We start from the raw sequence: 26,103 nt of genomic DNA, 5'->3' as shown, positions 1-26,103 counted from the left end.
ATGGGAAAGGACGAAAGATGCTCGTGTCGACGAAGGGACGCTATGCGCTGCGGCTCATGGTGTGCGTGGCGCAGGCGGGCGTGGAGGGCAAGGTGGCCCTGCGCGAGGTGTCGGAGCGCGAGGACATCTCGCTCAAGTACCTCGAGCAGCTGGCGAGGCCGCTCGTGCAGGCGGGCCTGCTGCGCAGCGTCCGAGGAAAAGGCGGCGGCTACGCGCTGGCCCGGGAGGCGGCGTCCGTGCGTGCAGGCGACGTGCTGCGAGCCGTCGAGGGGACCACGGCGCCCGTGGCGTGCCTCGACTTGGAGGAGGGCATGGCCTGCCCGCGCGCGGGGGAGTGCACCACCGTGCGCTTCTGGGCCGGACTCGACGACGTTATCGAGCGCTATGTCGACGGGGTCACGCTCGCCGACCTGGCCGGCGCGTGACTCCGCGCGAAGGCAACGCCGCCCGGGCCGTAGTCCGGAAGATGCCGATGTCCGCGGACGCTCTTCAGCGCGGCGCAGGTTCGGTGGCGCCTGCAAGGCTGTCGGCACGCTATGCGGTCGGCGCGCCCGGCCGCTAGAACGGCAACGACCCGGGTACGCACCGCCTCCACCCGCGCTTCGTCGGCTGCGCGGTGCGGGGCGGCTGCTATACTGCATGGCATGAAAAACCTCGCATGGCAGACATCCCAGGGCTCCCGCATCGTGCGCGTCGGCGTCGTGCGCAGCGCCTGCTATGCGGTGGAGGCGGGCGACGGCCGGCGCTTCCTGGTGGACACGGCCGTGCCCGGCGAGCGCGCGGCGATCGAGGCGCAGCTCGAAAGGCTCGGCTTCAACGCGTTCGACGCCATCCTGCTCACGCATGCCCACGGCGACCACGCCGGCAACGCGGCTGCCTGGAGCCGGCGGTTCGGCTGCCCCGTCTTCGCCCCGGAGGGCGAGGCCGACCAGGTGCGGGCCGGCCGCTGCGTCCTGCCCGCCGGTGCCACGCCGCTCGGCGCGGCCGTGATGGCGGTGCAGCGCCGCCTGCATGTCTGCGAGGCGTTCGAGCCGGTTCCCGACGTGCGCCCCCTGCCGCTCGACGAGGGCGCCTTCGGACCTTGCCTTAAGGTGGTAGCAACGCCCGGCCACACGGAGTGCTCTGCGAGCTTCGTGGTCGATGGAGAGGCGGCCCTCGTGGGCGACGCGCTCATCCACCGCGGGAGGTCCGTCTTCCCGCCGTTCGCCGACCGGCCGGAGCGCGTGGGGGACGCATGGCACACCCTGCTCGGCACCGGCGCGGAAACGTTCCTGTGTGCCCACGGCGGCCCCGTTGGCCGCGCGCTGCTCGAGCGGAGCCTCGAGGCGCTCGAGCGTTCGGGCCGCAGCGGGCGCGCCTGACCCTCGAGGCGCGCGCCCGCCGTCGCGGGCCATTTGCCTGTACCGCGTCGCTCCGCCGCAGTGCCCCGCGCTCGGCGTATCGGGTGCGGCGGGCGCTCTTCGCGGTTGACGCGCGGCGGGGCGCCCGGTATGATGGCGAGCCGGGCCGCACGGCCCGCAAACCCGATCGACGAGGTCTCTTCCATGACTGTTCCTCCCAACCGGTAAACCACGCGATACATCCGTCCCATCCGCTGCCGCGCAACGTGCGGCCGTCTTGCGATGGGCGACATCCGTCCGTCCGCCCGGCCGACAAGCGGCATGCGGTCGGTTCCTTGCGAGCTATGATCGCCCGTCCGGTGCACCGCCTCCTGCGGCGCTTCCGGCGGACGGTGCCTGCTTCCCTGGGCCGGCGCGCAAGCACACGGCCGCATCGCGGACGGGCCCACCGGCTGAACCGGACGATCAGAGAGGCTTTCCCTATGAAAAAGCTGAATAACGGCGTGGTGCCGCCTGTGCCTGCCTTCCGAATCGAGCATATTCGAATTGCGAAGGAAGGCGGCAACCATCATGAACACGATTGTATGGCGCGTGGAGGCGACCGGCGCGCCGGTCGCGCTGCGCCCTTGTGGAACCTGCGGTGCTGACGCGAAGTTCACGTCCACGGGCATGTTCCGTGTGAATGCCCAGAAGAAGCGGTTAGACGTGTGGCTCGTCTACCGATGCGCCACGTGCGGGAACGTGTGGAACAGCGCCGTGATAAGCCGCATGCGCCCGGGAGGCATCGACCGGGAGGAGCTCGGGCGGTTCACGGGCAACGATCCTGCGACGGCGCTGCGGTGCGCGCTCGACGTCGGCCTGCTCAGGCGCAACGGCGCGCGCCGGGGCAAGGTCGCCTTCGCCGTCGAGGGCGACCTGCCCGACGGCCGCGAGGACTGCCGGGTCGAGATCGACGGCGGAGGCCTTGCGGGCCTGCGCCTGGCCGAGGTGCTGCGGGCCAAGCTGGGCGTTTCGCGCAGCGGTCTCGCGCGCCTCGTGGAGGCGGGCGACGTGAGCGCCGACGACGGAGCCGACGTCCTCGCCGCGAAGCTCCGCCCGCACCAAGCAATCATCCTGCGCCCACGGCGGAGCTGACGGGCCGCCGCAGGGCTACGGCGGGAGGGGGAGGGGAAGCACTTGCCCCCCCCCTCCCATTTTTTCTCCCTCCCACGACAGCCGCCTGCCTCTATCGGAAGCCTCGGCGGCGGGGGCGCCGTGCGCCGAGGCGCCTCGCGTCATCGCGTACCTTTATCCTCTGCCCTCCATGCCGCGCCCCGTCCCGCATTGCATCCTGCGTAGCCGCGTTCCAAGCGTGCGCCTGCCGCGTTGCGCCGGCAACGATTCCCCCTTCGAAAATCCGCTCGCGGCCGAAATCGAACCGGCCGAAGGGCGGCGCGCCCGGGGTTCCTTGACCTTGTAATCGTTGCAACCCCCATGATGGGCCCACGGCGGCCGGTGCCGGAGCACCCTGCGATCCCCGAGCACCGGCCGTCCTCTGCAGAACCCGTCCAGACCGATCGACGACGAGACCCCCAACGAAGATAGAGGAACAAGACATGAGCTGACCGCGAAGGAGGCACGCCATGAACGCGAAGAAGAAAGCAACCGATACGACGAAGCCCGCAACGAGTACCGTCTCCAACCGTCCCCGCGCCGCTTTGAGCGCCCTGTTGGTCCAGACCGCGCACGCCGAGGCGCGCCGTCCGGCCCCGTCCGGCTCCCGCAGGCTCGACCCGCTGGCCCGCATCTTCGACGCGAACGCCAGCCGCGCCGCCAAGATCGCGGCCGTGTCCCGGCTTGCCGACCCGGTTCCGCTCGTTACCCTTGCCGCCAGCGATGCGCCCGCCTACCTGCGGAGAAACGCGCTGCTGCGCCTCGACGAGCTCATGGACGGCCGCCCGCTCGCCCGCACCGACCTCGAGCGCCTCGTGCCGTGCCTGCGCGACAAGGAGCTCATCGCCTTCGCCGTCGTGCTCATGGACATCGCCGACTTCGACTGGTGCGCCCGCTGCGACGAGGGCACGGTGGACGCGCTCTGCCTCGCCCTGCACGAGTGCCAGGGCCTGCACGAGACCGTGCTGCTCGAGGACACGTTCGCGCATCTTGTCCACACCCGCCCGGACCTGGGCCGGAACCTGCGCGCCTGCAGTCCCGGCCCCCTGCACCTGAAGGCCATGTACCAGCCCGTCGTCGCCCACAACGTGGTGTACGTCGACCTCGCTCGCGAGGACAACGTCGCCTAGGCCGCGCCCGCGACGATTCCGCGCTTTCCGCCCCCCAAGACGAGTAGAAGGGACCCTATCATGGAGCATAACACCCGCGCCGCCTTCATCAGGCAGATGCTCAAAGACGAGAGCACGATCGAGCCGTCCCCCGAGTTCAGCTACAAGGCCCTCGTGAAGAGCCGCCAGGACTACGACGAGCTGTACCGCCGCTCGATCGACGAGCCCGAGGCGTTCTGGGGCCAGATGGCCCGTGAGACGCTGGACTGGTACCGTCCATGGGACGCGGTGGAGGAGTACGACTTCGAGTCGGCCCGCCCCTTCGTCCGCTACTTCCGCGGCGCCGAGCTCAACGCGTCCGCCAACTGCCTCGACCGGCACCTGGAGGGCCCGCGCCGCAACAAGGCGGCCCTCATCTGGCAGGGCGAGCCTTCCGAAGAGGTCGAGGTGTACACCTACCAGCGCCTGCACCGCGAGGTGTGCAAGGCCGCCAACGTCCTCAAGGACCTGGGCGTGAAGAAGGGCGACCGCGTGGTGCTCTACCTTCCCATGATCCCCCAGCTGGCCATCGCCATGCTGGCGTGCGCCCGCATCGGCGCCGTGCACTGCGTCGTGTTCAGCGGCCTGTCCGCCGATGCGCTGCGCGACCGCATCCTCGACTCGGGCGCCCGCGTGGTGGTCACGGCCAACTACGGCTACCGTTCGGGCAAGATCCTGCACCTCAAGGACCTCTGCGACAAGGCGCTCGACCAGTGTCCCCAGGTGAAGAGCTGCATCGTCGTGCGCCGCATCGAGAAGCGCACCGAGATGGCCGCCGAGCGCGACCTGTGGTGGGACGACCTCCTGGCCGGCGCCGCCCCCTCCTGCGAGCCTGCGCGCATGGAGGCGAACGAGCCGCTGTTCGTGCTCTACACCAGCGGCAGCACGGCCAAGCCGAAGGGCATCGTCCACGGCACCGGCGGCTACCTGCTGTACGCCTCGCTCACCATGAAGTACGTGTTCGACCTGAAGGAGACGGACATCTACTGGTGCACGGCCGACGCGGGGTGGATCACGGGGCACTCGTACCTCGTGTACGGGCCGCTCGCCAACGGCGCCACGTCGCTCATGTTCGAGGGCGTGCCCAGCTACCCGAAGCCCGACCGCTTCTGGGAGGTCGTGGAGAAGTTCGGCGTGAACATCCTCTACACGGCCCCCACGGCCATCCGCTCCATGATGAAAGATGGCGAGCGGTGGGTGAACGGCCATGACATCAGCAGCCTGCGCCTTCTGGGGTCGGTGGGCGAGCCCATCACGTCGAAGGCGTGGCTGTGGTACTACTCCGCCGTCGGGCGGGGCCGCTGCCCTATCGCCGACACGTGGTGGCAGACGGAGACGGGCGGCGTCATGATCACGTCGCTGCCGGGTGCGGTGGACATGAAGCCGGGGTCGGCGGCCCTGCCGTTCTTCGGCGTGGCCCCGCGCGTCGTGCGCCCCGACGGGAGCGAGGCCGCGCCGAACGAGCCCGGAAGCCTCGTGCTCACGCGATCCTGGCCGGGCATGATGCTGGGCGTGTTCCAGAACGAGACCGCGTTCAAGGACGTGTACTTCCCCCAGCCGGGCCGCTACCTCACCGGTGACGGCGCCTACCGCGACGAGGACGGCTACCTCTGGATCACCGGCCGCATCGACGACGTCATCAACGTGTCGGGCCACCGCATCGGCACGGCCGAGGTGGAGAGCGCGCTCGTGTCGTACCTGCAGGTGGCCGAGGCGGCGGTCGTGGGCTGCCCGCACCCCGTGAAGGGCGAGGGCATCTACGCCTACGTCACGGTGAAGGAGGGCACGGTCATCAACGATGATTTGCGCTCCCAGCTGGTGCGCCACGTGCGCGAGAGCATCGGGCCCATCGCCACGCCCGACCACATCCACTTCACGGCCGCGCTGCCGAAGACCCGCAGCGGCAAGATCATGCGCCGCATCCTGCGCAAGATAGCCGCGCAGGAGACCGAGGACCTGTGCGACATCTCCACGCTGTCCGAGCCCTCGGTGGTGTACGACCTGATAGAGGAGACGAAGCGCCTGAGCGCCTAACGGTTTCCACGAAGGAGAGGGGCCCGCGCGCGGGCCCCTCCTCATGCCAGCCGGGCGTGCTCCTCTTCTCGGCCGGCCTGTCGCGTGCGTACGCGGACGGCTGCGGCATCCCCGGAACCCGGCGCCCCCTACGCCCCACCGCCCCTTTCGGCGGCGTCCTCCACGTCCACGAGCACCGAGATGTGCAGAAGGTAGTCGTCGGCCGAGTCCGACATCAGGTACGAGTTCATGTCCAGCTCGTACAGCGGCCCCCGCATCAGGAAGCCCTCGCGCTCCACGTAGGCCAGCAGCTTCTCGTACGAGCGCTCCACCGTGCTCGTGCCGCCCTGGTGCAGCACGACCGCGTAGTTGCCCTTCGGCTTGCATTCTACGCGGTCCCCGAGGCACGCGGCGTCGCGGGGCGGCGATATCCAGGTGACGAGCTTGGTGTAGTAGAACTCGGAGGGGTCGTCCAGATCGGGGATGTCGATGACGCGCCCCAAGGGGAACGTGGCCACGCCCGCCCTGTTGCGGCAGAAGTCCGAATGCTCGCTCACGGCCTGTGCGTAGGCCTGCTGCGAGCGCTCGCGGCGCACCTCGGTCGTGAGGAACCACGTCTCGTCCCAGTACGACAGCCGCGGCTGCTCTTTGGGGAACGTCACGGCCCGCTGGGTGAGGTAGCGCATCTTCTCCATCATGCCGATGCGGGCGTCCAGGATGTCGCGCTGCTGCCCCATGCGGTCGATGCTCGTCTGGATGCTGTCCAGGAACAGTTGGGTCGTGCGGTTGTCCAGGTACTCCTTGATCTCCTTGGTGGACATGCCCGCGTCCATGAAGAAGCGCACGACGTCGAACAGGTACAGCTGCTTGAGCGAGTAGTAGCGGTAGCCGTTGCCCCGCACCTCCTTGGGCTTGAGCAGGCCGATCTTGTCGTAGTGCACCAGAAGCTCCCGGCTGACGTTGCACATCTGGGCGAACTCGCCGGTGGAGAGGAGCAGGGGATGCTGCATGGCGACCTCCTTATGCCGCCGGTCGTCGGAGATCGCTTCGCAGCGGCTCCGGCCGGGCGGCTCGTCCGGGCGGCTCGGGGGCGCGCCCGGGCTTGCCATTTCGGGGATTCTACCATGCGGCGGCGGCGTCGCGCCTGATGGTCAGGGGAGCGTAGCCGATCCTCCCGCCAGTGCCCGGCAGCGTCCCGTCTGCCGGGCCGGCAGGAACGCGGGCATTGCGGAGCGGATCGGAAAGGCGCATACTCGGGCCAGGCGAAAGGGGCTCTTATGGTGCAAGCTAACGTGTCGTGCGCGGCGGGCGGCGCGCGCGGGCGGGACGAGGACGTGGCGTACCTGGTGCGGTACCTCCGGGAAGAGCGGGGCCTCGTGCAGGCACCTGCCGAGGGCCGGCCCTTCGACGAGGCGTTCGCCGAGTTCCGGGCGCTCGTCAACACGCGCGAGCCGCGCCCGGCGGACGAGCGGTTCCTGGCGGTGCAGGACCGGCTGCTGCGCGGCCTCATTGCGCAGGCGGGCATCGCGCGCGTCGCCGAGCTGCCGCCGACGCCGGTCGACGCGCGGCTTTCCGTGTGGCGCGGCGACATAACCACGCTCGAGGCGGACGCCATCGTGAACGCGGCGAACAGCGCGCTCCTGGGCTGCTGGCTGCCGGGACACCACTGCATCGACAACGCCATCCACGCGTTCGCCGGCGTGCAGCTGCGCATGGCGTGCGCCGCGCTCATGGAGCGGCACGGGCATGCGGAGCCCACCGGCCGCGTGCAGGTCACGGACGCGTACAACCTGCCCGCCCGCTGGGTGCTGCACACGGTGGGCCCCATCGCCGACGGCGCGCCCACCGAACGGCACCGGCGCGAGCTGGCCTCGTGCTACGAGAGCTGCCTCGAAGCCGCCGCGGCGTGCGGGTGCCGCACGGTCGCCTTCTGCTGCGTGTCCACCGGCACGTTCGGCTTCCCGCAAAGGGAGGCTGCCGAGATAGCCGTGGGCACGGTGCGCTCTTGGCTCGACCGACATGCCGGGGAGGGCGCGGATGCCGTCGGCGGCACTCGCGGCGCCGACGGCGGGGCGGCTCGGGGCGCTGCAAGCGGCTCGGGAGCGGCAGGTTCGGCGAACGCTTCCGGCCCAGGCAGCTCCCCGGAGGCGCCCGGTGCGCCCAGCGGCCTCAAGGTGGTGTTCAACGTGTTCGGCGACGAGGACGAGGCGATCTACCATGACCTGCTCGGCTAGCGGCGGGGACGCGGCGCGCGCCGCCGAGCTGCTCCAAGGCGCGCGCCGCGTGCTCATCGGCGCCGGCGCCGGCCTGTCTGCGGCGGCGGGGCTCTCCTACGGCGGCGAGCGCTTCGTGCGGAACTTCGCCCCCTTCATCGAGAAGTACGGCATGACCGACATGTACGCGGCGGGCTTCTACCCGTTCCCGTCCGAGGAGGCGCGCTGGGGCTACTGGGCGCGCCACGTGTGGGTCAACCGCCACGAGCCGGGGGCGCTGCCGCTGTACCGCGCGCTGCGCGCGTTCGCCCGGGAGCGCGACAGCTTCGTCATCACCACGAACGTGGACGCCCAGTTCGAGAAGGCGGGCTTCCCGCCCGAGCGCCTGTTCGCCACGCAAGGCGACTACGGCCTCTTGCAGTGCGCCCGCGGCTGCCACGATGCGCTCTACCCGAACCGCGAGCTCGTGGCCCAGATGCTCGCGCGCACCGAGGACTGCCTCGTGCCGTCCGACCTCGTGCCGGCCTGCCCCGTGTGCGGCGGCCCGATGGCCGTGCACCTGCGCGTGGACGGCCATTTCGTGGAAGACACGGCTTGGCGCGCCGCGCAGGAGCGCTACCGCCGCTTCGTCGAGGGCATGGTGCGCGAGCCCGCCGTGCTGCTGGAGCTGGGCGTGGGATGGAACACGCCGGGCATCGTCCGCTTCCCGTTCGAGGCGCTGGCCCGCGCGACGGGAGCCCCGCTCGTGCGCTTGAACTACGATGACGCGCACCTGCCCGAGGGCGTGCCGGGCGTGGGCCTGCAGGGCGACATCGCCGAGCTGTGGCCGCGGATCGCGAGCGCGGCGGAGAGGGGGAAGCTATGACGGTCGACGCAGATTTCTGCCTTCGGTACCTACGCGAGGTGCGCGACGTGGCCTTCGCCACCGTCGACGAGGACGGCCTGCCCGCCGTGCGCGTCATCGACGTCATGATGGTGGAGGGCGGCCGGCTTTATTTCGTGGCCGCGCGCGGCAAGGCGTTCTACGGACAGGTCATGCGCACGCGCTATGCGGCGATCGTAGGACAGTCGCCCGGCTACCGCACGTGCCGGCTTCGCGGTCCGGTGGAGCATCCCGACGATCCGGCCGAGCAGCGCCGGCTCGTCGACCGCGTGTTCGAGCTCAACCCCTCCATGGAAGAGCTCTACCCCGGCGATTCGCGCTACGTGCTGGAGGCGTTCTACCTGGAGCGGGGCCAGGGAGAGTTCTTCGACCTGGGCCGCCGCCCCCTTTTCCGCGCACCGTTCGCACTGGGCGGCGGCCCCGTCGCGCGCGAGGGTTTCGCGGTCTCGGACGCCTGCACCGGCTGCGGCGCCTGCTTCGCGGCTTGTCCACAGGGCTGCATCGCGCCGCGGCCCGACGGCCGCGCCCTCATCGAGCAGCAGGCGTGCCTCCACTGCGGCCGCTGCCGCGAGGTGTGCCCGTCGGACGCCATCGCGTCGCGGTAGCGGGGCGTCCTCCTGCGCTCCCGGTTCGCTCTTCTTTTCAGGTAGAATGATGGGGACAGAAAGAGGCTGCCCCATGAAGAACTCCCCGATACCCCATCCCGCCAACCCGGCCGTGCCCGGCGAGCTGGCGGCGGTGGACGCGCTCGCCGCATGGATCGAGCGCGAGATGGACGGCGACCCGCTCGTCGCGCACGTGCTCGTCGCAGGCGACGCAGCCGTGCGCGCCGACTTCTCGCTGCTCGAGCTGTCCGAATCGCGCGTCGAGGGCTGCCGGTACGCGGCCTGCGACTTCTCCCGCGCCTCGTTCGCCGACGTGGCGTTCTCCGGCTGCGATTTCTCCAACAGCGATTTCTCCGAGGCGAACTTCACGCGCTGCACGTTCTCCTCGTGCAAGTTCACGGGAGCGAACTTCACCGAGGCCGTGCTCGCCCGCACCGAGCTGCGCGACTCCACGCTGTCCTACGCGTCGCTCGCGAAGGCCAGGCTGACCGACGTGCTCGCGCGTGCTGACGATTTCTCGCACGCCGACCTGTCCGAGGCGCGACTTGCGCGCACCGCCTTCGACGACGTGCGCTTCACGGGAACGAGCTTCTTCCGCACCTCGCTCGCCGGCATCGACTTCACAACCTGCCAGCTGGCCGATATCGTGCTCTCCGACGCCATGGGCGAGCTCAAGGGCTGCCGCATGGACCTCTACCAGGCCGCCGGCATCGCCCAGCGCCTCGGCGTGGTCATCGCCGACTGACGGCGCAGTCCGGAGGCTGTCGGTCGGCGATGCCGGTCGATATCACCCGAAAAGCGGCACCTCGCCCGAAAGGAACCGCTCAAGCGGGCATTCCGCCGATCCCACGACGAGGGTTCGGGCTTCGGGGAAGCGGTTGACGAACGCCGCGAGTCCCTTAAGCGACTTAACGCGGCCGCTCTTCACCTCGACGGCGACGCTCTCGCCTGCTTGGGAGATGACGAAATCGACTTCGCTCGTGCCTTCTCGCCACCAGTGCACGTCGAAGCGGCGTTCGTTGGCCTGCGCGAGCAGGTAGGCACCCACAGCGCTCTCGACCAGGTGTCCTTTGCGTTCGGGGTCGGTGAGGAGGAAGTCGCGATAGGGCCCGTATGTGGCGGTCATGAGGGACGTGTCGTACACCATGAGTCGCGGCGAGCTCGCCTTTTCTCTGATGAGTTTCGGATCGTACTTTTGCAGGCCACGCAAAAGCCCTGCGCTTCCCAGCAAGTCGAGGTAATGGGCGATGGTCGTGGTGTTGCCCGCATCGTCCATCTGCCCGAGTATCTTGCGGTACGAGAGCTCTTGCCCCGAATAGGGCGCGCCGATTTGGAACAGCTTGCGCATGAGCGCCGGCTTGCGTACCGCGTCGAGGGCGATGACGTCTTTCGCGATGCTCGGGTCGATGACCGAGTCGTTCATGTAGGCAAGCCATCGCTGCTGGTCCTGCCTGAGCGGGGCGCTTCCGGGATAACCTCCGAAGTGCAGGAACTCGTCGAGCGTATATCCGAACGCCTCCCGGCACTCGGCGAAGCTCCAGTGAGTGCTGCGAATGACTTCGAAACGCCCGGTCAAACCTTCCGTCAACCCTTTTTGCATCAGCGGGGAAGACGATCCGGACAGCATGACGCGCAGGTCGATGCCGCTCCAAGCGTCCTCGTCCCACAGCTCTTTGACTGCGGCAGACCATTGGTCGACCAGCTGCACCTCGTCGATAACGAGCAAGGCGCTGGGCGAGTCGGGTGTTACCAGGTTGCGAGCCTGCACCCACTGGGCACGCAGCCAGTCACGGCTCGATGAGTCGATGCTGGCAAGCGCAATGTGGCGTGGGAGATCCACCTGCTCCAGCGCCTGCCTGATGGCGGTGGACTTTCCGGTTTGGCGCGGGCCTAGAGCATTTGGATGTAGCGTCGGGTCTCGTTCATGCGCGAGACGAGTGTGGACACCACAGGTCTACGGAACTCTGCCATGATTTCCTCCTATTGAGCAAATTTGCTCAATAGACAAAAAGGCATGCCGAACGTCATCGGCAGGCTGCCGGCATCGCCCAGCGTGTCGGCGCGGCCGTCGTCTACTGGCGGCGCACGGGTCGGGGCACATCGGGCTGTGCTCGCGGCCGCAATCGCAAAGGCCGTGTGAACCCTACCCCTGCTTGCCGCGCGCCTCGATCTCGTCATGGGCCTCGATGATGGCCTTCTTGACCGCCTTCTTCACCACCAGGTATCCGATGGCTGCGAACAGTGCGATTATCAGTGGGTAGACGACCAAGATCAGCAGCTCCGGCACCCCCATGCCCAGTATTCTCATGTCATCCGCCTTTCCCTCGGTGGCGACGATCATACCATCTTTCCGTTCTGCCTTATGCCCTCGTACGCGATCGCCCGGCCCCGCGACCGTCCTGCCCGGTGACCGTCCCCAAAGAACAACCTCGCTCGCGGTCGCCTGCACCGGCTCCCATTGCCCGGTGATTGGTAAAAGCTCGCTCGCACCGCTTTCGATAACGCTGCCGCGTTGCCGGTGTGTTGACCGGCGGTGTGAAAGCTGTTGGTTGCCTGCGTCTGCGACCGCGCGGGACAATGGGGACGTCGATCCCGATGCAGCCGCGGCAGCCTGCTGCGCGCCGCAGGAAGCGAGGTCCCCATGATCCCGAACCAGTGGTACGCCGTCCTGTCGTCCTCCGAGGTGAGGCGCGGCCGCCCCGTGGGCGCCGTGCGCTTCGGGCGGCGCCTAGTGTTCTGGCGCGACGGTGAGGGCAACGTGGCCTGCCTCGACGGCACGTGCTGCCACCGCGGTGCGGATCTCGCGGAGGGGCGCGTGGAAGGCGGGCACGTGCACTGCCCGTTCCACGGCCTGCGCTATGCCGCCGACGGGCGCGTGGTGGCCATACCGGCGAACGGCCTCGAGGTCGAAGTGCCCGAGAACTTCCGCGTGCGCCCGTGGCTCGCGGTGGATGCGTTCGGCTTCATCTGGGTGTTCTACGGCAAGCCCGAGGACGCACCGGACGACCTGCCGATGTTCGACGAGTTCCGCGGCGGCTTCCCCTACGCCGAGCGCTCCGAGGTGTGGGACGTGCATTACTCGAGGGCCATCGAGAACCAACTCGACGTGATCCACCTGCCTTTCGTCCATCCGAACACCATCGGGCGCGGCCATAAGACGCTCGTGAACGGCCCCGTCACGATGTGGGACGACGAGACGCTCACGTTCTACGTGAAGAACGAGCCCGACCACGGCCAAGAGCCGCAGGCGGCGGACGAGATCGAGGATTGGCAGGAGCTGAACAGCCTGCAGTACCGCGTGCCGAACCTCTGGCAGAACCGAATCTCGGACGACTTGCGCATCATGGCCGCGTTCGCGCCCGTTGATGACGGGCACACGAAGATCTACCTGCGTCTCTACCAGCGCATGGTGAAGGCGCCGGTGCTGCGCGGCCTCGTGTGCGCGGCCGGCAACGTGGCGAACGGCGTGATCCTGCACCAAGATCGCCGCGTGGTGCTCACCCAGCGCCCGAAGAAGACCGAGCTTCAGATGGGCGAGAACCTCCTGCGCGGCGACAAGCCCGTCCTCGAGTTCCGCTCCCGCCGCGACGAGCTCAAGAAGGCCGCGGAGGCAGGGAAGAGGTAACCCCTCAGGAGGGATGTCTGTGCGGATCGCCGACTAGCAGCCCGATGACTCGTGGCCCCGGGCGTCACCCCTGCTTGCCGCGCGCCTCGATCTCGTCGTGGGCCTCGATGATGGCCTTCTTGACCGCCTTCTTCACCACCAGGTACCCGACGGTGGCGAGCAATGCGATGACCAGCACGTACATCAAAACTATCATCAGCTCCGGAACCCCCCCCCATGCCCGCTATCCTCATGGCAACCGCCTTTCCCTCGGCGCGCAGATCATACTGTCTTTCTCCCGGCGGCGCTGCGCGTCCTGCGGGAAGGCGCTTCGGGGCCGGTCCGTGCCCCCGCGCTTTGCCGAGGGCTGGCGTGCTGCGCCCATCTGCGATAACATACGGGTAACGAAACGAGGCGCTTCGCTGCGGAAGCCCGGACCGGCTTCCGGGAGGCCCCGAATGCCACCTGGCGGGAACCGCGCCGTCCGTCCGGCGCCGTCCGGCTTGCGCGCGCCGCAGTAAGAGAAAGGCTGGCTGCCATGAGCACCACCGCTCCCGCGCGCTCCGCCCTGCTGCTGCGCCGTGCGCTTTGCGCCGCCGCGCTCGCCCTCGCGCTCGCTGCGGCGGCCTGCTTGCTTGCCTGCGCTTCGCAGGAGTCCTCCGACGGCAACGGCCTTGTGAGGTCCTACGACGACCAGGAGACGGTCACGCTGTCGTTCTTCGCGCTGTCCGCCGTGCCCGGCATGTGGCCGGACGATATCGTGTCCTTAGATGGGTCGACCATCCACGTGGTGGAGGACCATGCCGACTACTACGCCAAGGGGACGACGCAGGAGTCGTACCGGGGCTTCCTCGCCTCCCGCCTCGCCGAGAACAGCGTGGACGCCTACATCGTGCCCGCCGAGGACGTCATCGACTTCGACCGTCACGGCTACCTGATGGACCTCTCCGGCCTCGACGCGGCCTCCACGCTGTCGGTTGATGCGCTTGCCCAGAGCACCTACGACGGCAAGGTCTTCTCCATCCCGCTCTCCTACACCGGCTTCGGCTTCATCTGGAACAAGGACATGCTCGACGCGCACGGCCTGTCCGTCCCGGAGGACCTCGGGCAGTTCCTGCACGTCTGCGAGACTCTGAAGGCCGCCGGCATCACGCCGTACGTGGCCAACAACGATTTCGCGCTCACGGCGCCGGCCATGGCGGTGGGCTTTGCCGACCTGTACGCCAGCGACGACGCCGAGCAGCTGTTGGCCGACCTGTCCAGCGGCGCGACGCCGGTGAGCACGTACATGGAGAAGGGTTTCGCGTTCGTGGAGATGCTTGCCGACAAGGGCTACCTCGACGTCGACCGGACGCTCTCCACGGCGCCGAACAACGATGTGGAGCCGTTCCTCGCGCAAGAGGGCGCCTTCGTGTGCGGCCTTGTGGGCCGCCCCGGCCTTGCGGACGCCGAGTTCGCCACGGCGGGCACCGCCATGCCCGTGCTCGACGAGGGCTCCGTGGCCGTGGTGGGGGCCGACCGGCGCATGGCCATCAACCCGAGCAGCGAGAAGCGCGAATACGCCGTGGAGGCCATCGAGGCGCTGTGCGCGCCTGACAACCTGAAGCGCATCGCCGGCATCAAGGGCCAGCTCACGCCCCTCGCCGACGACGAATCGAACGCGGCGGGGGAGGCCTACGCGTCCTTGGTGGAAACCGTGCGCAGCGGCAACCAGATTCCCAACCAGGACTTCCGCCTGCACTTCAACACGTGGGCGAGCATCAGGGACCTGTGCCGCGAGCTCCTGGCGGGATCCTCGGCCCACGACGTGGCGCTGCGCTACGACGACATGCAGCGGGCCGAGGTGGCGCAGTACGACGCCCAGGCCCCGTCGGCGGCGGAATAGCCTGCGATGGCCGACTCCGGGAACACCGGCCTGCCGGGCAAGCTGCGCAGACGCGCCGCTGCGAGGAACGTCCTCGCCGCCGCCGTGTTCCTGGCGGCCCTCATGGCAGCGTCCTTCGGGTCGGGCCTCCTCATCGACCGCATCACGTCGTCCGTCCGCGACATCGGCTACGACCACCTGGTCAGCTCCACGAAGGCGGTCGCCCAGAACGTCGACGACCGCCTGACGGCCGACCGCGCCGCGCTGTCGCGGTTCGCCGATGCGGCGGCGGGCCTGTCCGCCGGGCAGATCGCGGCCGAGCTGCCCATGTTCGCCGCCACCCAGGACTTCCCCGCGGTGTACGTCCTCTTCGCGGACGGCACCGGCTTCGACGCCGCCGGGAACCCCGTGCTCGCCACCGACCTGCCCGCGCCCGTGACCGCGCTGGAAGGGGAGCCGGGCGTGTCGGGAGACTACTTCGACTCCTCGGGCTTCATGCGCTCGCTCATCCAGGCCCCCATCGAGCGGGACGGCCAGGTGACGGGGGCCGTCTGCGCCGAGCTCATCCCCCAGCGCTACTACGCCGAGGACACGTTCGCGTTCTGGAAGGGAAGCGGCCGCGCATTCGTCGTCTCCGCCGACGACGGCAGCTGGGTGGTGAACGGGCCGCTGTCCGACATGCTCCCCGGAGGCTTGTCCACGGTCTACGAGGCCCTCGGCAGAACCGACGGCGGGCAGGAGCTGGCCGACGGGCTGCGCGCGAGCATGGCGTCCAGCGGCAGCGACATCTTCCGCGTCTCGTACGACGGGCGCACGTCCTACCTCTGCCTGGCGAAGAGCGCCGCGAACCCCTCCTGGCGCGTCATGACGTTGCTTCCCGCCGACGAGCTCAACCGGGAGAGCGATTCGGTCGCCGCGCTGCTGCGCGTCACGCAGGTCGTGCTCGTGGTGGGGCTGGCCGTGGCTTTCGCGGCCCTGGCGTTCTACGGCCGGCAGAAGCAGCGCCGCCGCATCGAGCGCGTGAAAAGCGAGCAAGAGCGCACGATCCGCGACCAGGACCGTCGGCTGTCCGAGATCGCCCGTCGTGAGTATGACTGCCAGGTGGTCATCGACCTTGATGATCAGACCTGCCGCGTGGAGCCGTATGGCGAGGGCATGTGGAAGTCGTTCCCGCTCGCTGGCAAGTTCGTGCCCTACCGCGATCTGTACGAAGAAACGCGCACCTACCTCGATGATGCCGACGTGCCCCGGTTCGAGGAGCTCCTCGAACCGGGGCGGCTGTTCGCGCGTTTCCAATCCTCGACGAGCGCCGTTCCGCAGTTCCGTTTCCATGTGAGCGGGGGCGAGGGGGACGTGTGGGTCGAGTGCTCCGTCTACTTTTCCGAGGCCGATGGCGCCCGGCGCGCCTGCATCATGTGCAAGGACGTGACGGCCGCGGTGCTGGCCCAGCAGGAGATCGAGCGGGCGGGGCAGGAGCGCGAGCAGCGCCTGACCGAGCTGCAGATGATGCGCGACACGCTGCAGGAGGCCCTGCGCAGCGCCGAGCAGGCGAACTCCGCGAAGAGCCGCTTCCTCTCGAGCGTGTCCCACGACATCCGCACGCCCATGAACGCCATCGTCTGCATGACCGACCTCGCCGCCCAGCAGGCCGACGATCCCGCGAAGGTGCGCGAGTGCCTGTCGGAGGTGTCGCATTCGTCGCACCACCTGCTCGACCTCATCAACGACATCCTGGACTTCTCGAAGATCGAGAGCGGAAAGCTCTCGCTCGTGCCGGAGGACTTCGACCTGCGCGCCCTCGCCGACCAGACGGTGGCCATCGTCAGGCCGTTGTGCGCCGAGCGCGGCCAGACGCTCGACGTCAGCGTGGACGTGCGGCACCCCCGCCTCGTTGGCGATCCCGTGCGGCTGCGCCAGGTGCTCATCAACCTGCTGAACAACGCGTGCAAGTACACGCCCGAGGGCGGCCGCATCGCCTTCTCCGTCGACGAGGTGAGGGGTGCGGGCGCGCAGGAGGGCGCGGCGTACGCCTCCTTCAGGTTCGTCGTGGCCGACAACGGCATCGGCATCGCCGCCGAGAACCTGGACGGCATCTTCGGGGCGTTCGAGCGCGAGGTCGACTCGACGGTGAACGCCATCGAGGGCACGGGCCTGGGGCTTGCCATCACGAAGAGCATCGTGCAGGCCATGGGCGGCACGATCGGCGTCAAGAGCGAGAGGGGCCGTGGCGCCGAGTTCACGGTCATCGCGTCGTTCAAGCGCTGCGAGCCCGACGAAGGGGCGAAAGGGCCGGCTGGCGCTTCCGGCGAGGAGCCCTGCGCCGACGCCCCGGCTGCCGTGCTCGGCTGCTCCGGGATGCGGTTCCTCGTGGCCGACGACCATCCCGTGAACCGGAAGATCGTCGGGAAGATGCTCGCGGCCGCCGGCGCCGCGTCCGACTTCGCCGAGAACGGCAGGCAGGCGGTGGAGCTGTTCGAGGGCTCCGAGCCGGGCACGTACGATGCCGTCCTCATGGACGTGCGGATGCCCGTGATGGACGGCTACGCGGCGACGCGCGCCATACGCGCCGGGGGCCACCCCGACGCGCGCACCGTCCGCATCGTGGCCATGACGGCGAACGCGTTCGCCGAGGACCGACAGGCATCCCTCGATGCCGGCATGGACGCCCACGTCGACAAGCCGCTCGAGGCGAAGAGCCTCGCCGCTGCGCTGAACTCGCCCTTGAGGAGGCACTGATGAAACGCACCGTTCTCGTTGTCGACGACAACGCCGTCAACCGCCGGCTCTTGGCCCGCATCCTCGCCGACGACTACCTCGTCGCCGAGGCGGCCGACGGGCGGGAGGCGCTCGAGCGGCTGCGGGACGACCCGGCCGGCGTGTCGGCCGTGCTCTTGGACATCGTCATGCCCGTCATGGACGGTTACGCCGTCCTCGAGGCCATGCAGGCCGACCCGGACCTCGCGCGCATCCCCGTCATCGTCACCACCCAGCAAGAGGGCGACGAATCCGAGGTCCAGGCCCTCTCGCGCGGTGCGAGCGACTTCCTCTCCAAGCCCTACAAGCCCCTCATCATCAAGCATCGCCTGACGAACATCATCAAGAACCGGGAATCCGCCGCCTTCATCAACCTGGTCGAGCGCGACCGGCTCACTGGCGCCTTCAGCAAGGAGTTCTTCTACCATGCCTGCGAGGAGCTGCTGGCGTCCGAACAGGAAATTGCGTACGACGTCGTCTGCGCGGACATCGAGCGTTTCAAGCTGGTCAACGACCTGCACGGGGTGTCCGTCGGGGATGCGCTGCTGCGGCACGTGGCGGCCGAGCTGGCCGAGACCGAGGGCGTGGAGGCGTGCGGGCGGCTCGGCTCGGACAAGTTCGGCGTGCTCGTGCGCCGCAGGGACGGGCTGGAAGGGCTTCTGGAGGGGCTCTCGACGCGCATCGGGGCGTTCGACCCGCGCATGAGCATCGTCATGCGCTACGGCGTGTACCAGGTGGCCGACCGCAGCATCCCGCCCAGCGCCATGTGCGACCGGGCGGGCATCGCCATCGAGTCCGTCAAGGGGCGCTTCGACGCGCGCGTGGCGTACTACGACGACTCGCTGCGCGACAAGATGATCTTCGAGCAGCGGATGACGGCCAGCCTCGGGGACGCCATCGCCGACGGGCAGTTCGAGATGTACCTGCAGCCGAAATGCGAGATCGGCACCGGCAAGGTGGTGGGGGCCGAGGCGCTCGTGCGGTGGAATCACCCCACCGAGGGGTTCCTGTCCCCGGCCGTGTTCATCCCTCTTTTCGAGCGCAACGGCTTCATCGCCGAGCTCGACCACTTCGTCTTCGACCAGGCTTGCAAGAAGCTCGAGCAATGGCAGGCGGAGGGGAAGGAGCCGTGCAGCATATCGGTGAACGTCTCGCGCGCCGACCTGTACGCGTCCGACCTGCCCAGCAGGCTGCTCGGCATCGCGAGGGAGCACGGCGTGGACCCCGGGCTGCTGCACCTCGAGATAACCGAGACGGCCTACACCGAGGACCCGGAGCAGATCAGCAGCAGCATCGGCCGCTTGAAGGGCAACGGGTTCACCGTGGAGATGGACGACTTCGGCACGGGCTACTCGTCGCTCAACATGCTCACCGAGCTTCCCATCGACGTGCTGAAGCTGGACATGCGCTTCATGCAGGACGACGCCCTGCACCGCAAGCGCGCCGTGGTGAGGTTCGTCGTCGGCCTCGCCCGCGAGCTCGACCTCACCGTCGTGGCCGAGGGCGTCGAGACCGAGGAGCAGGCGCAGCTTCTCGCCAGCTGCTCATGCGACTACGCCCAAGGCTACCTCTACGCTCGGCCGATGCCCGCGGCCGAGTTCGACCGGTTCCGCGAGCGGGTGGGCACGAGCGAGCTGGCTGCGGGACTCGGCGCCGACGAGGCGGGGGAGGGGAGGCGCCCATGACCGCGTCCATCGGGGAGCTGCGTGCGTGCGGGGCCGATGTCGACGGGGCGTTGGAGCGCTTCATGGACGACGAGGAGCTCTACTTGGAATGCCTGGCCCTGTTCCGCGACGATCCGGCTCGCGCCGGGCTTGCGACCGCCGTGGCGGCGGGCGATGCACGGGCCGCGTTCGAGGCGGGCCACACGCTGAAGGGCGTCGCCGCGAACCTCGGCCTCGTCCCCGTGTCCGCCGTGCTGTCGGAGTGGGTGGAGCTTTTGCGCGCCGGTTCGCTCGAAGGCGCTGCGGCGCGCCTCCAAGCGCTCGACCGCGCCTTCGAGGATCTTCCCCTGTAGCCGAAGGCCCCCGCTCGCGCGAGCGGGGGCCTTCGCGGCGAACAGCGCGGCGCGCCTTACAGCGTCTCGAAGTTCCAGCTGCTCATGTACTTGATCTGCTCTTCGGTGAGCTCGTCGATGGCGATGCCGAGCGTCTCCAGCTTCACGCGGGCCACGCCGTCGTCGATGGCGGCCGGCACGTCGTACACCTTGTTCTCCAGCTCGCCGGCGTGGAGGTAGAGGTACTCGGCGGCGAGCGCCTGGTTCGCGAAGCTCATGTCCATCACGGATGCGGGATGGCCCTCGGCGCACGACAGGTTCACGAGGCGCCCCTGCGCCAGCACGATGACCGTACGGCCGTCGGCCAGCGTGTACTCCTCCACGAGCGGCTTAATCTCCTCCTTCTTCACCGCGTGCTCCTCGAGCCACACAAGGTTGATCTCGGAGTCGAAGTGCCCGGAGTTGCAGACGATGGCGCCGTCCTTCATGTTCTCGAAGGCGGGCGCGTCCACCACCTTGCAGTTGCCCGTCACGGTCACCCACACGTCGGCGAAGCGCGCCGCCTCGGCCGCGGGCATCACCTCGTAGCCCTCCATGTGCGCCTCGAGCGCCTTCAGCGGGTCCACCTCGCACACGATCACGCGCATGCCCATGCCCTTCGCGCGCAGCGCCAGGCCGCTTCCGCAGTAGCCGTAGCCCGAGATGACGATGGTGCGCCCGCACATGAGGCGGTTCGTGGCGCGGATGATGCCGTCGAGCGTGGACTGGCCGGTGCCGTAGTGGTTGTCGAAGCAGTGCTTGGTGTTGGCGTCGTTGATGTTGAACACGGGGTAGGCGAGCGTCCCCTCGGCGGCCATGGACATGAGGCGCACGACGCCTGTCGTGGTCTCCTCGGTGCCGCCCACCACGTGCACCAGCTTGTCAGTGAAGCGTGTGTGCAGCGCCGTGTCGAGGTCGGCGCCGTCGTCCATGATGATCTGCGGGTCGGTGGCGATGACGGCCTCGATATGGCGGTTGTAGGTGTCGGCGTCCTCGCCGGCGACGGCGAACACGCTTATGCCGAAGTCGCGCACGAGCGCGGCGGCCGTGTCGTCCTGGGTGGACAGCGGGTTGCTGGCGCAGAGCGTCACCTGCGCGCCGGACGCGACGAGCGCCCGCATGAGGTTCGCCGTCTCGGTGGTCACGTGCATGCACGCGCCGATGCGCACGCCCTCCAGGGGGCGCTCCCGCTCGAAACGCTCGCGGATGCGGGCGAGCACGGGCATGTCGCGGTCGGCCCACATAATGCGGGCAAGGCCCTCGTCGGCCAGCGCGATGTCTTTGATGTCGTGGTTCTCGGGCATGGAAAAAGCCTCCCTGGGTATGGAAAACGGCACAGTTCGCCCTCTATTGTACGCCAGCGCGCACGCGTTCACGAGCGGGAGATCCGGGGCGTTTGTGGAGTTCGTATGCACAACGTTTGTGAATCCTTGGCTTTTACCGCGCAAAAAACGGAAGAATCGGTAACGAACGGACTCCCCGTTGGGACGGGCGGCTGCGAAGTGGCTATAATCGTCCGAGCTTGCGAACTCGCACGACGGCACACGCACCACAACCACACCAGGCAGCAGCAGGGGGCGCCGAAGCCCTTGGGCCTGCGTGCGAGCGAGCAGAGGACGGCCGTCAGCAAGGCAGTGACGGCCCGTAAAAGGAGCAAACGGAGTGCTAGACCAATTCTTCTCGCAGATTTCGTTCGTCGACATCTTCAACTTCTGCGTGTTTCTCACCTTCAGCATCTGCTATACGTACCAGCTCTACTACGTGTTCGTGGTGCTCACGCGCAAGCCCAAGAAGCTCGTTGCGAAGAAGAACCACCGGTTCGCCGCCGTCATCTCGGCCCGCAACGAGAGCGCCGTCATCGGCGACCTCATCCACTCCATCAAGGTGCAGAACTATCCGCAGGAGCTCATCGACGTGTTCGTCATCGCCGACAACTGCACTGACGACACGGCCGACGTGGCCCGCGAGGCCGGCGCCTTCGTCTTCCCCCGGCACAACGACAAGGAGGTGGGGAAGGGCTACGCGCTCGACTACGGCTTCCAGGTCATCCGCGAGCAGTACGCCGACCGCGGCTACGAGGCCTACTTCGTGTTCGATGCCGACAACGTGCTGGACGTGAACTACTTCCGCGAGATGAACGCCACGTTCGACCACGGCGCCAAGGCCTCCACCAGCTACCGCAACTCCAAGAACTACGACTCCAACTGGATCTCCGCCGGCTACGCCGTATGGTTCCTGCGCGAGGCGAAGTTCCTGTCGCAGGCGCGCCTCACGCTCAACACGAGCTGCGTCGTGTCGGGCACGGGCTTCTTCGTGGCGGCCGACATCATCGAGCGCGCCGGCGGTTGGAAGTGGCACCTGCTCACCGAGGACATCGAGTTCTCCACGAACAGCATCCTGGAGGGCGTGCGCATCAGCTACACGCCCACGGCCATCCTCTACGACGAGCAGCCCACGACCTTCCGCGACTCGTGGAACCAGCGCTTCCGCTGGGCGAAGGGGTTCTACCAGGTGTTCTGGCATTATGGCGCCCGCCTTGCGAAGGGCGTCGTGGCCAACCCCAAGGGCGCGCGCTTCGCCTGCTACGACATGCTCATGACCATCGCGCCCGGCATGCTGCTCACTATCGTGTCGGTGCTGTTCAACGGCATCATCATCGCGCTGGCGGCCACAGGCATGATGTCCACGGGCATCATGATCGCCTCGTCCATCTCGTCCATCTTCTTCTGCCTGTTCAACTACCTGGTTTTCATGTTCATGTTCGGCGTGCTCACCACGTTCGTGGAGTGGGATTCCATCCACGCCGCCACGGGCAAGAAGGTGCTCTACATGTTCACCTTCCCGTTCTTCATGCTCACCTACATCCCCATCGCGCTGGTGGCGCTGGTGAAGAAGTGCAAGTGGAAGCCCATCCAGCACAGCATCTCGGTGGATGTGGCCGAGTTCTCCGACGCTGCCAGCTCCAAGCGCGAGCGCACCATGTAGCAGGCGGCTAAACTGATAGTAACATTGGAACGGCGGATCGGAAGGTCCGCCGTTTTCGCGTTCAGGGGCGGCTTACCACACCCGGGCGAACGTGAGGCACCAGACGTGGGCGGCCCCGGCGCGGCGCAGGGCATCGGTGGCGTCGAACAGGGTGGCGCCGGTGGTGCAGACGTCGTCCACGAGCAGCAGGCGCCCCGGCACGGTGGCGCCGGGCAGGGCCTCGAAGCGGCCGGCGGTGTTCTCGAGGCGCGCCCGGCGCGAGAGCGCGCGCTGGTCGCGGGTGCGCGGGCGGGCGAGGGGGGCCGCCACGGGCAGGTCCAGCCGCTGTGCCAGGCCGCGTGCCAGCAGCTCCGCGTGGTCGAAGCCGCGCCGGCGGCGGGCGGCGGACGTGGCCGGCACGAACGCCACCGCCTCCGGCCGCCAGGAGGGAGGGCGGGCGCGCGCCATGAGCCGGGCCAGGGGCTCGGCCAGGCGGCGCTCTCCCTGGTCCTTGTACGTGCGCACGATCCGCGCAGGCGCCTCGCCGAACGTGACGGCGCTCGCGCACCCGTCGTAGGGCACCGTGTCGCGCCCGGCGCGCCCGAGCACCACGGGGTTGCACTCGCTGCACTGCACCCGCCCGAACGGCGCCCCGCACACCGGGCAGGCACGCCACCAATCCAGATAGGGCAGGGCGCTTCGGCAGGCGTCGCACAGCACCTCGCCGGGCTCGTCGCACACGGCGCAGCGCGTGGGCCACAACGTCTCCGCCAGGGCCTCGGCGGCACCGCGGACGTAGAGGCGCGTTCTGTCGACTGCGAGGGGCATGTTACGAGCATAGCGCCGCAACCTTGCCCGCCGACCGTATTCCCGCCGTCGCCGAGCCGCCCGGACCTTGCCCGAACCTGGCGCGGGCACCGTCCCCGCCTTGCGCCTCCGCCGTCCCCGCCTTGCCGACCCGCCGTGCGGACCTTGCCCGTCGTTCGTGCGGATCTCGCGCAGGCGGGCACGTCCGGCGCCGATCCTGCTCACAGGGTCCCCCTGCGCGACTCCAACACCGGCCTGCCCGTTCTCGCGAACCTTCCGCGGCAGGGGCGGGCCCTTTCGGATGCTTCCGGTGATTCTTGTCGTGCGATTCTGCGCGCCGCGCTTCCGGGCGTTTTCCCTATCTGCTAAACTGAACGGTGCTTCTTTCGAGTCTGTAGTTGCGGGACGTCTATCCCTAGTCCATGGCAGATGCGGTCGAAAGGATCCACGTAAGTCGAACCGACCTGGTCGGGGAGGCGATCATGGCGCATCCTAGAGGTAAGTCGCACCGCCCGTTTACTTATGACGCGGCATACGGCCGCGACGGGCGAGAGGGTAACCGGTGGGAGCTGGGCCCCGGTGCGCGAGTGTGGGGGCAAAGACTAGGTCAGTCGAAAGGGGCGCTTTGAGAGAGAAACAGCGGATGGAGGCACACCGGAAATGAAGCGTATGAAGGCGCTCGTATGCTGCGCGGCAGCCGCCTGCCTGGCGATGGTGCTGGCAGGATGCTCGTCGCAGCAGAGCTACACCCCTCCCGAGAAGAGCGCGACGGTGTCGTCGCCTGCCATCGGCAAGAGCGGCACGTTGCGGGTTGGCGTGAACGCGGGGTCGCCGCCGTTGGCCGGCTCGCCTTCGTCCTCGTCGAAGATCGTCGGCATCGACGTCGACGTGGCCGCGGCGCTGGCCGACCAGCTGGGCTTGAAGCTGGAGATAGTGGACGTGGGGACCGATCCCGAGGCCGCGCTCAAGGAGGGCAAGGTCGACGTGGCCATGGGCATCGGCTCCGAGATCGAGGTGCCGTTCTGGAGGTCGCCGGCGTACCTGCCGAAGGGCGTGGCGCTGTTCTCCACCTCGGCGAATGCGACGGTGCCCACCAAGGCGTCGTCCCCCAAGATCGCGGCCCAGGTGTCCTCCACCAGCTCGTGGCAGGTCACCAACGAGTTCGGCCAGGACGCGCTTGTGTCCGAGAACGACTTGAAGAGCGCGTTCGCCGCCCTTGCCGACGGCTCCGCCCAGTACGTGGCGGCCGATGCCGTCATCGGCATGTACGCGGCCCACAGCGGCGGCTACGACGCGCAGATCGTGGCGCTCATGCAGCAGCCCGGCGGTTACTGTGTCGGCATGCTCGAGGCGAACACCGAGCTGCAGGCGGCCGTCAAGGATGCGCTCGCTGCGCTCACCGACGGCGGCATCGTGTCGGTCATCGAGAAGAAGTGGCTGGGCACGGACATCGACGCCTCGTCGCTCCCGCTCACGACGGGCGCCTCCTCGGCGAAGACGGACGAGTCCAAGACAAGCGGTGACGAATCGGACGGCGGCGAGAATGCGCCTGCTGCCGAAGATGACGAGGAGGGCAACGTCGAGAGCAACGCCGGCAGGAACGCCGTGCGGCCCACGGCGTAAGCCTTGTCGAGGAACCCGTTTCCCAAACCGAATGAAAAAGCCCGCTTATGCGGGCTTTTTCATTCGGTAGACTATCCAATCGTTCGGGAAAGCGCTTCGCGCGCCGTGTGCGCGACGGGGAGGCTAGTTCAGGAAGTCCTCCAGGATCTCCTGCTCGGCCTCCTCCTCGGTGAGCCCGAGCGTCATGAGCTTGATGATCTGGTCGCCGGCGATCTTGCCGATGGCGGCCTCGTGCACCAGCAGCGCGTCCTCGCTTGCGGCCTCGATGCCGGGGATGGCCGTGACCTTCGCCTTGCCCATGATGATGGCGTCGCACTGCACGTGGCCGCGGCAGGCCGCCTCGCCGATCACGAGCGGGTTGAACACCTGCTTGGAGTTGTCCTGCGCCACCGAGCGCGAGATCACCTGCACGCTGGAGTCGTCGCCCTTGAGCTCCACCTTCATGTTCGAGGTGGCAACCTGGTCGTCGTGCGTGAGCAGCTTCTCGGTGAGCACGAGCTTCGCGCCCGCGCCCAGCTCGGCGTTCGTGTCGCGCACGGTGGACGACACGCCGCGCAGCTGCGTGAGCTCCATCTCGCAGCTCGCGTTCTCCTCCATGATGACGTTGGTCATGGGGTTCAGGATGCGCTCGCCGGTGCCCGCGCCCTCGCCGTAGTGCTTCTCCACGTACTTCACATGGCTGTTCTTGCCGCAGTAGAAGGTGTGGATGCCGTCGTGCTCGGAGGCCTGGTGGCTCTCGTTGTGGATGCCGCAGCCGGCGATGATGGTCACGTCGCAGTCGTCCTCGATGTAGAACGTGTTGTACACGACGTCCTTCAAGCCCGCCTGCGTCACGATGACGGGGATGTACACCGTCTCGCCCTTCGTGCCGGCCTTGATGCGGATGTCGATGCCGGGGTTGTCCGTCTTCGTGGCGATCTCGATGTTCGCCGACGAATGGCGCTCGACGAGCTGCCCGTCCTTGCGGATGTTGAACGCGCCTTTCGGCATGCCGTGAATGTTGGCGATCTCGGCGAGCAGGCTCTCGTCGATGGGGGACAAATCAACAGCCATGATGGCCTCCTTCTTCCTGACGGCTTCCCGTGGCGGCCGCCTAGC

General features: G+C 68.3%; 23 protein-coding genes. 16 read left to right on the top strand and 7 right to left on the bottom strand.

The genetic code is table 11. From position 1 onward, the window contains the following. Positions 1-17: 17 nt before the first annotated feature. From K9U15_RS11685 to acs, 5 genes are all read left to right on the top strand, one after another. Positions 18-425 (top strand): Rrf2 family transcriptional regulator, encoded by a 408-nt coding sequence (locus K9U15_RS11685; protein WP_087190489.1) that lies wholly within the window; start codon positions 18-20, stop codon positions 423-425. A gap of 219 nt (positions 426-644) precedes the next feature. Continuing rightward, positions 645-1,361 (top strand): MBL fold metallo-hydrolase, encoded by a 717-nt coding sequence (locus K9U15_RS11680; RefSeq protein ID WP_161959754.1) that lies wholly within the window; start codon positions 645-647, stop codon positions 1,359-1,361. A gap of 549 nt (positions 1,362-1,910) precedes the next feature. Continuing rightward, entirely contained in the window at positions 1,911-2,474 is a 564-nt protein-coding gene (locus K9U15_RS11675; RefSeq protein ID WP_096228252.1) for a DUF1062 domain-containing protein, read from the top strand. A gap of 488 nt (positions 2,475-2,962) precedes the next feature. Continuing rightward, on the top strand, positions 2,963-3,622 hold the full coding sequence (locus tag K9U15_RS11670) for a hypothetical protein (RefSeq protein ID WP_096228253.1): 660 nt from the start codon (positions 2,963-2,965) through the stop codon (positions 3,620-3,622). A gap of 60 nt (positions 3,623-3,682) precedes the next feature. Then, positions 3,683-5,674 (top strand): acetate--CoA ligase, encoded by a 1,992-nt coding sequence (gene acs, locus K9U15_RS11665; protein WP_301156162.1) that lies wholly within the window; start codon positions 3,683-3,685, stop codon positions 5,672-5,674. 128 nt (positions 5,675-5,802) lie between these two features. Here acs and K9U15_RS11660 read toward each other — a convergent pair whose 3' ends face one another. Beyond that, complete coding sequence (locus tag K9U15_RS11660; protein ID WP_096228255.1) at positions 5,803-6,663, bottom strand: MerR family transcriptional regulator; 861 nt, start codon at positions 6,661-6,663, stop codon at positions 5,803-5,805. 267 nt (positions 6,664-6,930) lie between these two features. Here K9U15_RS11660 and K9U15_RS11655 point away from each other — a divergent pair, with 267 nt between their 5' ends. The 4 genes from K9U15_RS11655 to K9U15_RS11640 all read left to right on the top strand — a co-directional run bounded on the left by K9U15_RS11655 (position 6,931) and on the right by K9U15_RS11640 (position 10,099). After that, a complete protein-coding gene (locus tag K9U15_RS11655) occupies positions 6,931-7,887 on the top strand; it encodes a protein-ADP-ribose hydrolase (protein ID WP_301156161.1) in 957 nt (318 codons plus the stop codon). Beyond that, a complete protein-coding gene (locus K9U15_RS11650) occupies positions 7,871-8,731 on the top strand; it encodes a Sir2 silent information regulator family NAD-dependent deacetylase (protein ID WP_096228257.1) in 861 nt (286 codons plus the stop codon). Before K9U15_RS11655 ends, K9U15_RS11650 begins: the two co-directional genes overlap by 17 nt. Further along, positions 8,728-9,354 (top strand): 4Fe-4S dicluster domain-containing protein, encoded by a 627-nt coding sequence (locus K9U15_RS11645; protein ID WP_096228258.1) that lies wholly within the window; start codon positions 8,728-8,730, stop codon positions 9,352-9,354. The genes K9U15_RS11650 and K9U15_RS11645 overlap by 4 nt, the downstream gene beginning before the upstream one ends. A 73-nt stretch (positions 9,355-9,427) precedes the next feature. After that, positions 9,428-10,099 (top strand): pentapeptide repeat-containing protein, encoded by a 672-nt coding sequence (locus K9U15_RS11640; RefSeq protein ID WP_096228259.1) that lies wholly within the window; start codon positions 9,428-9,430, stop codon positions 10,097-10,099. 42 nt (positions 10,100-10,141) lie between these two features. Here the strand turns inward: K9U15_RS11640 and K9U15_RS11635 are convergent, their stop codons facing one another. Both K9U15_RS11635 and K9U15_RS11630 read right to left on the bottom strand, forming a co-directional pair. Next, entirely contained in the window at positions 10,142-11,194 is a 1,053-nt protein-coding gene (locus tag K9U15_RS11635) for an ATP-binding protein (protein ID WP_231897399.1), read from the bottom strand. 303 nt (positions 11,195-11,497) lie between these two features. Beyond that, complete coding sequence (locus tag K9U15_RS11630; RefSeq protein WP_301156160.1) at positions 11,498-11,662, bottom strand: hypothetical protein; 165 nt, start codon at positions 11,660-11,662, stop codon at positions 11,498-11,500. Positions 11,663-11,995: 333 nt separating this feature from the next. On the opposite strand from K9U15_RS11630, the gene K9U15_RS11625 reads away from it, so the two are divergent. Further along, positions 11,996-12,979: an aromatic ring-hydroxylating dioxygenase subunit alpha gene (locus K9U15_RS11625; protein ID WP_301156158.1), complete on the top strand. Its 984-nt coding sequence runs from the start codon at positions 11,996-11,998 to the stop codon at positions 12,977-12,979. A 64-nt stretch (positions 12,980-13,043) separates the two neighbouring features. On the opposite strand, the gene K9U15_RS11620 is transcribed toward K9U15_RS11625, so the two are convergent. Beyond that, the gene (locus K9U15_RS11620) at positions 13,044-13,175 is read right to left on the bottom strand and encodes a hypothetical protein (RefSeq protein WP_269456917.1); all 132 of its coding nucleotides are present in this window, start codon (positions 13,173-13,175) and stop codon (positions 13,044-13,046) included. Between the two features lie 321 nt (positions 13,176-13,496). Between K9U15_RS11620 and K9U15_RS11615 the strand changes: the two genes are divergently transcribed. Genes K9U15_RS11615 through K9U15_RS11600 form a run of 4 tightly spaced genes read left to right on the top strand, consistent with a single transcriptional unit; the run spans position 13,497 to position 19,593 of the window. Next, a complete protein-coding gene (locus K9U15_RS11615) occupies positions 13,497-14,843 on the top strand; it encodes an ABC transporter substrate-binding protein (protein ID WP_096228262.1) in 1,347 nt (448 codons plus the stop codon). Between the two features lie 6 nt (positions 14,844-14,849). Continuing rightward, complete coding sequence (locus K9U15_RS11610; RefSeq protein ID WP_301156157.1) at positions 14,850-17,558, top strand: hybrid sensor histidine kinase/response regulator; 2,709 nt, start codon at positions 14,850-14,852, stop codon at positions 17,556-17,558. Continuing rightward, positions 17,558-19,261 carry a bifunctional diguanylate cyclase/phosphodiesterase gene (locus tag K9U15_RS11605; protein ID WP_301156155.1) on the top strand — a complete coding sequence of 568 codons (1,704 nt, stop codon included), beginning with the start codon at positions 17,558-17,560 and terminating at the stop codon, positions 19,259-19,261. The genes K9U15_RS11610 and K9U15_RS11605 overlap by 1 nt, the downstream gene beginning before the upstream one ends. Continuing rightward, complete coding sequence (locus tag K9U15_RS11600) at positions 19,258-19,593, top strand: Hpt domain-containing protein (protein WP_123649923.1); 336 nt, start codon at positions 19,258-19,260, stop codon at positions 19,591-19,593. The genes K9U15_RS11605 and K9U15_RS11600 overlap by 4 nt, the downstream gene beginning before the upstream one ends. 56 nt (positions 19,594-19,649) lie before the next feature. Here the strand turns inward: K9U15_RS11600 and ahcY are convergent, their stop codons facing one another. Continuing rightward, the gene (gene ahcY, locus K9U15_RS11595; protein WP_301156154.1) at positions 19,650-20,915 is read right to left on the bottom strand and encodes an adenosylhomocysteinase; all 1,266 of its coding nucleotides are present in this window, start codon (positions 20,913-20,915) and stop codon (positions 19,650-19,652) included. A gap of 358 nt (positions 20,916-21,273) precedes the next feature. On the opposite strand from ahcY, the gene K9U15_RS11590 reads away from it, so the two are divergent. Then, positions 21,274-22,596, top strand: a complete 1,323-nt coding sequence (locus K9U15_RS11590; protein ID WP_301156153.1) for a glycosyltransferase family 2 protein — start codon at positions 21,274-21,276, stop codon at positions 22,594-22,596. Positions 22,597-22,668: 72 nt separating this feature from the next. On the opposite strand, the gene K9U15_RS11585 is transcribed toward K9U15_RS11590, so the two are convergent. Beyond that, the gene (locus tag K9U15_RS11585; RefSeq protein WP_123674182.1) at positions 22,669-23,403 is read right to left on the bottom strand and encodes a ComF family protein; all 735 of its coding nucleotides are present in this window, start codon (positions 23,401-23,403) and stop codon (positions 22,669-22,671) included. Positions 23,404-24,042: 639 nt separating this feature from the next. On the opposite strand from K9U15_RS11585, the gene K9U15_RS11580 reads away from it, so the two are divergent. Then, a complete protein-coding gene (locus K9U15_RS11580) occupies positions 24,043-25,005 on the top strand; it encodes an ABC transporter substrate-binding protein (protein ID WP_096228269.1) in 963 nt (320 codons plus the stop codon). Between the two features lie 123 nt (positions 25,006-25,128). On the opposite strand, the gene K9U15_RS11575 is transcribed toward K9U15_RS11580, so the two are convergent. Beyond that, positions 25,129-26,058 (bottom strand): SufD family Fe-S cluster assembly protein, encoded by a 930-nt coding sequence (locus K9U15_RS11575; protein ID WP_096228270.1) that lies wholly within the window; start codon positions 26,056-26,058, stop codon positions 25,129-25,131. Between the last annotated feature and the right edge of the window lie 45 nt (positions 26,059-26,103).

It is taken from the genome of Gordonibacter sp. RACS_AR68 (assembly GCF_030418485.1).
Taxonomy (GTDB): domain Bacteria; phylum Actinomycetota; class Coriobacteriia; order Coriobacteriales; family Eggerthellaceae; genus Gordonibacter; species Gordonibacter urolithinfaciens.
The sequence above is the reverse complement of the archived record's forward strand: the minus strand, read 5'-3'. Positions and strand labels throughout refer to the sequence as shown.

Excerpts from the sequence above, each read along its gene's own strand:
- K9U15_RS11585 (WP_123674182.1), bottom strand. The coding sequence starts at position 23,403 with ATGCCCCTCGCAGTCGACAGAACGCGCCTCTACGTCCGCGGTGCCGCC.
- K9U15_RS11620 (WP_269456917.1), bottom strand. The coding sequence starts at position 13,175 with ATGATAGTTTTGATGTACGTGCTGGTCATCGCATTGCTCGCCACCGTC.
- K9U15_RS11605 (WP_301156155.1), top strand. The coding sequence starts at position 17,558 with ATGAAACGCACCGTTCTCGTTGTCGACGACAACGCCGTCAACCGCCGG.
- ahcY (WP_301156154.1), bottom strand. The coding sequence starts at position 20,915 with ATGCCCGAGAACCACGACATCAAAGACATCGCGCTGGCCGACGAGGGC.
- acs (WP_301156162.1), top strand. The coding sequence starts at position 3,683 with ATGGAGCATAACACCCGCGCCGCCTTCATCAGGCAGATGCTCAAAGAC.
- K9U15_RS11610 (WP_301156157.1), top strand. The coding sequence starts at position 14,850 with ATGGCCGACTCCGGGAACACCGGCCTGCCGGGCAAGCTGCGCAGACGC.
- K9U15_RS11630 (WP_301156160.1), bottom strand. The coding sequence starts at position 11,662 with ATGAGAATACTGGGCATGGGGGTGCCGGAGCTGCTGATCTTGGTCGTC.
- K9U15_RS11580 (WP_096228269.1), top strand. The coding sequence starts at position 24,043 with ATGAAGCGTATGAAGGCGCTCGTATGCTGCGCGGCAGCCGCCTGCCTG.
- K9U15_RS11575 (WP_096228270.1), bottom strand. The coding sequence starts at position 26,058 with ATGGCTGTTGATTTGTCCCCCATCGACGAGAGCCTGCTCGCCGAGATC.
- K9U15_RS11670 (WP_096228253.1), top strand. The coding sequence starts at position 2,963 with ATGAACGCGAAGAAGAAAGCAACCGATACGACGAAGCCCGCAACGAGT.
- K9U15_RS11625 (WP_301156158.1), top strand. The coding sequence starts at position 11,996 with ATGATCCCGAACCAGTGGTACGCCGTCCTGTCGTCCTCCGAGGTGAGG.
- K9U15_RS11660 (WP_096228255.1), bottom strand. The coding sequence starts at position 6,663 with ATGCAGCATCCCCTGCTCCTCTCCACCGGCGAGTTCGCCCAGATGTGC.
- K9U15_RS11675 (WP_096228252.1), top strand. The coding sequence starts at position 1,911 with ATGAACACGATTGTATGGCGCGTGGAGGCGACCGGCGCGCCGGTCGCG.
- K9U15_RS11655 (WP_301156161.1), top strand. The coding sequence starts at position 6,931 with ATGGTGCAAGCTAACGTGTCGTGCGCGGCGGGCGGCGCGCGCGGGCGG.
- K9U15_RS11650 (WP_096228257.1), top strand. The coding sequence starts at position 7,871 with ATGACCTGCTCGGCTAGCGGCGGGGACGCGGCGCGCGCCGCCGAGCTG.
- K9U15_RS11640 (WP_096228259.1), top strand. The coding sequence starts at position 9,428 with ATGAAGAACTCCCCGATACCCCATCCCGCCAACCCGGCCGTGCCCGGC.
- K9U15_RS11615 (WP_096228262.1), top strand. The coding sequence starts at position 13,497 with ATGAGCACCACCGCTCCCGCGCGCTCCGCCCTGCTGCTGCGCCGTGCG.
- K9U15_RS11645 (WP_096228258.1), top strand. The coding sequence starts at position 8,728 with ATGACGGTCGACGCAGATTTCTGCCTTCGGTACCTACGCGAGGTGCGC.
- K9U15_RS11600 (WP_123649923.1), top strand. The coding sequence starts at position 19,258 with ATGACCGCGTCCATCGGGGAGCTGCGTGCGTGCGGGGCCGATGTCGAC.
- K9U15_RS11685 (WP_087190489.1), top strand. The coding sequence starts at position 18 with ATGCTCGTGTCGACGAAGGGACGCTATGCGCTGCGGCTCATGGTGTGC.
- K9U15_RS11680 (WP_161959754.1), top strand. The coding sequence starts at position 645 with ATGAAAAACCTCGCATGGCAGACATCCCAGGGCTCCCGCATCGTGCGC.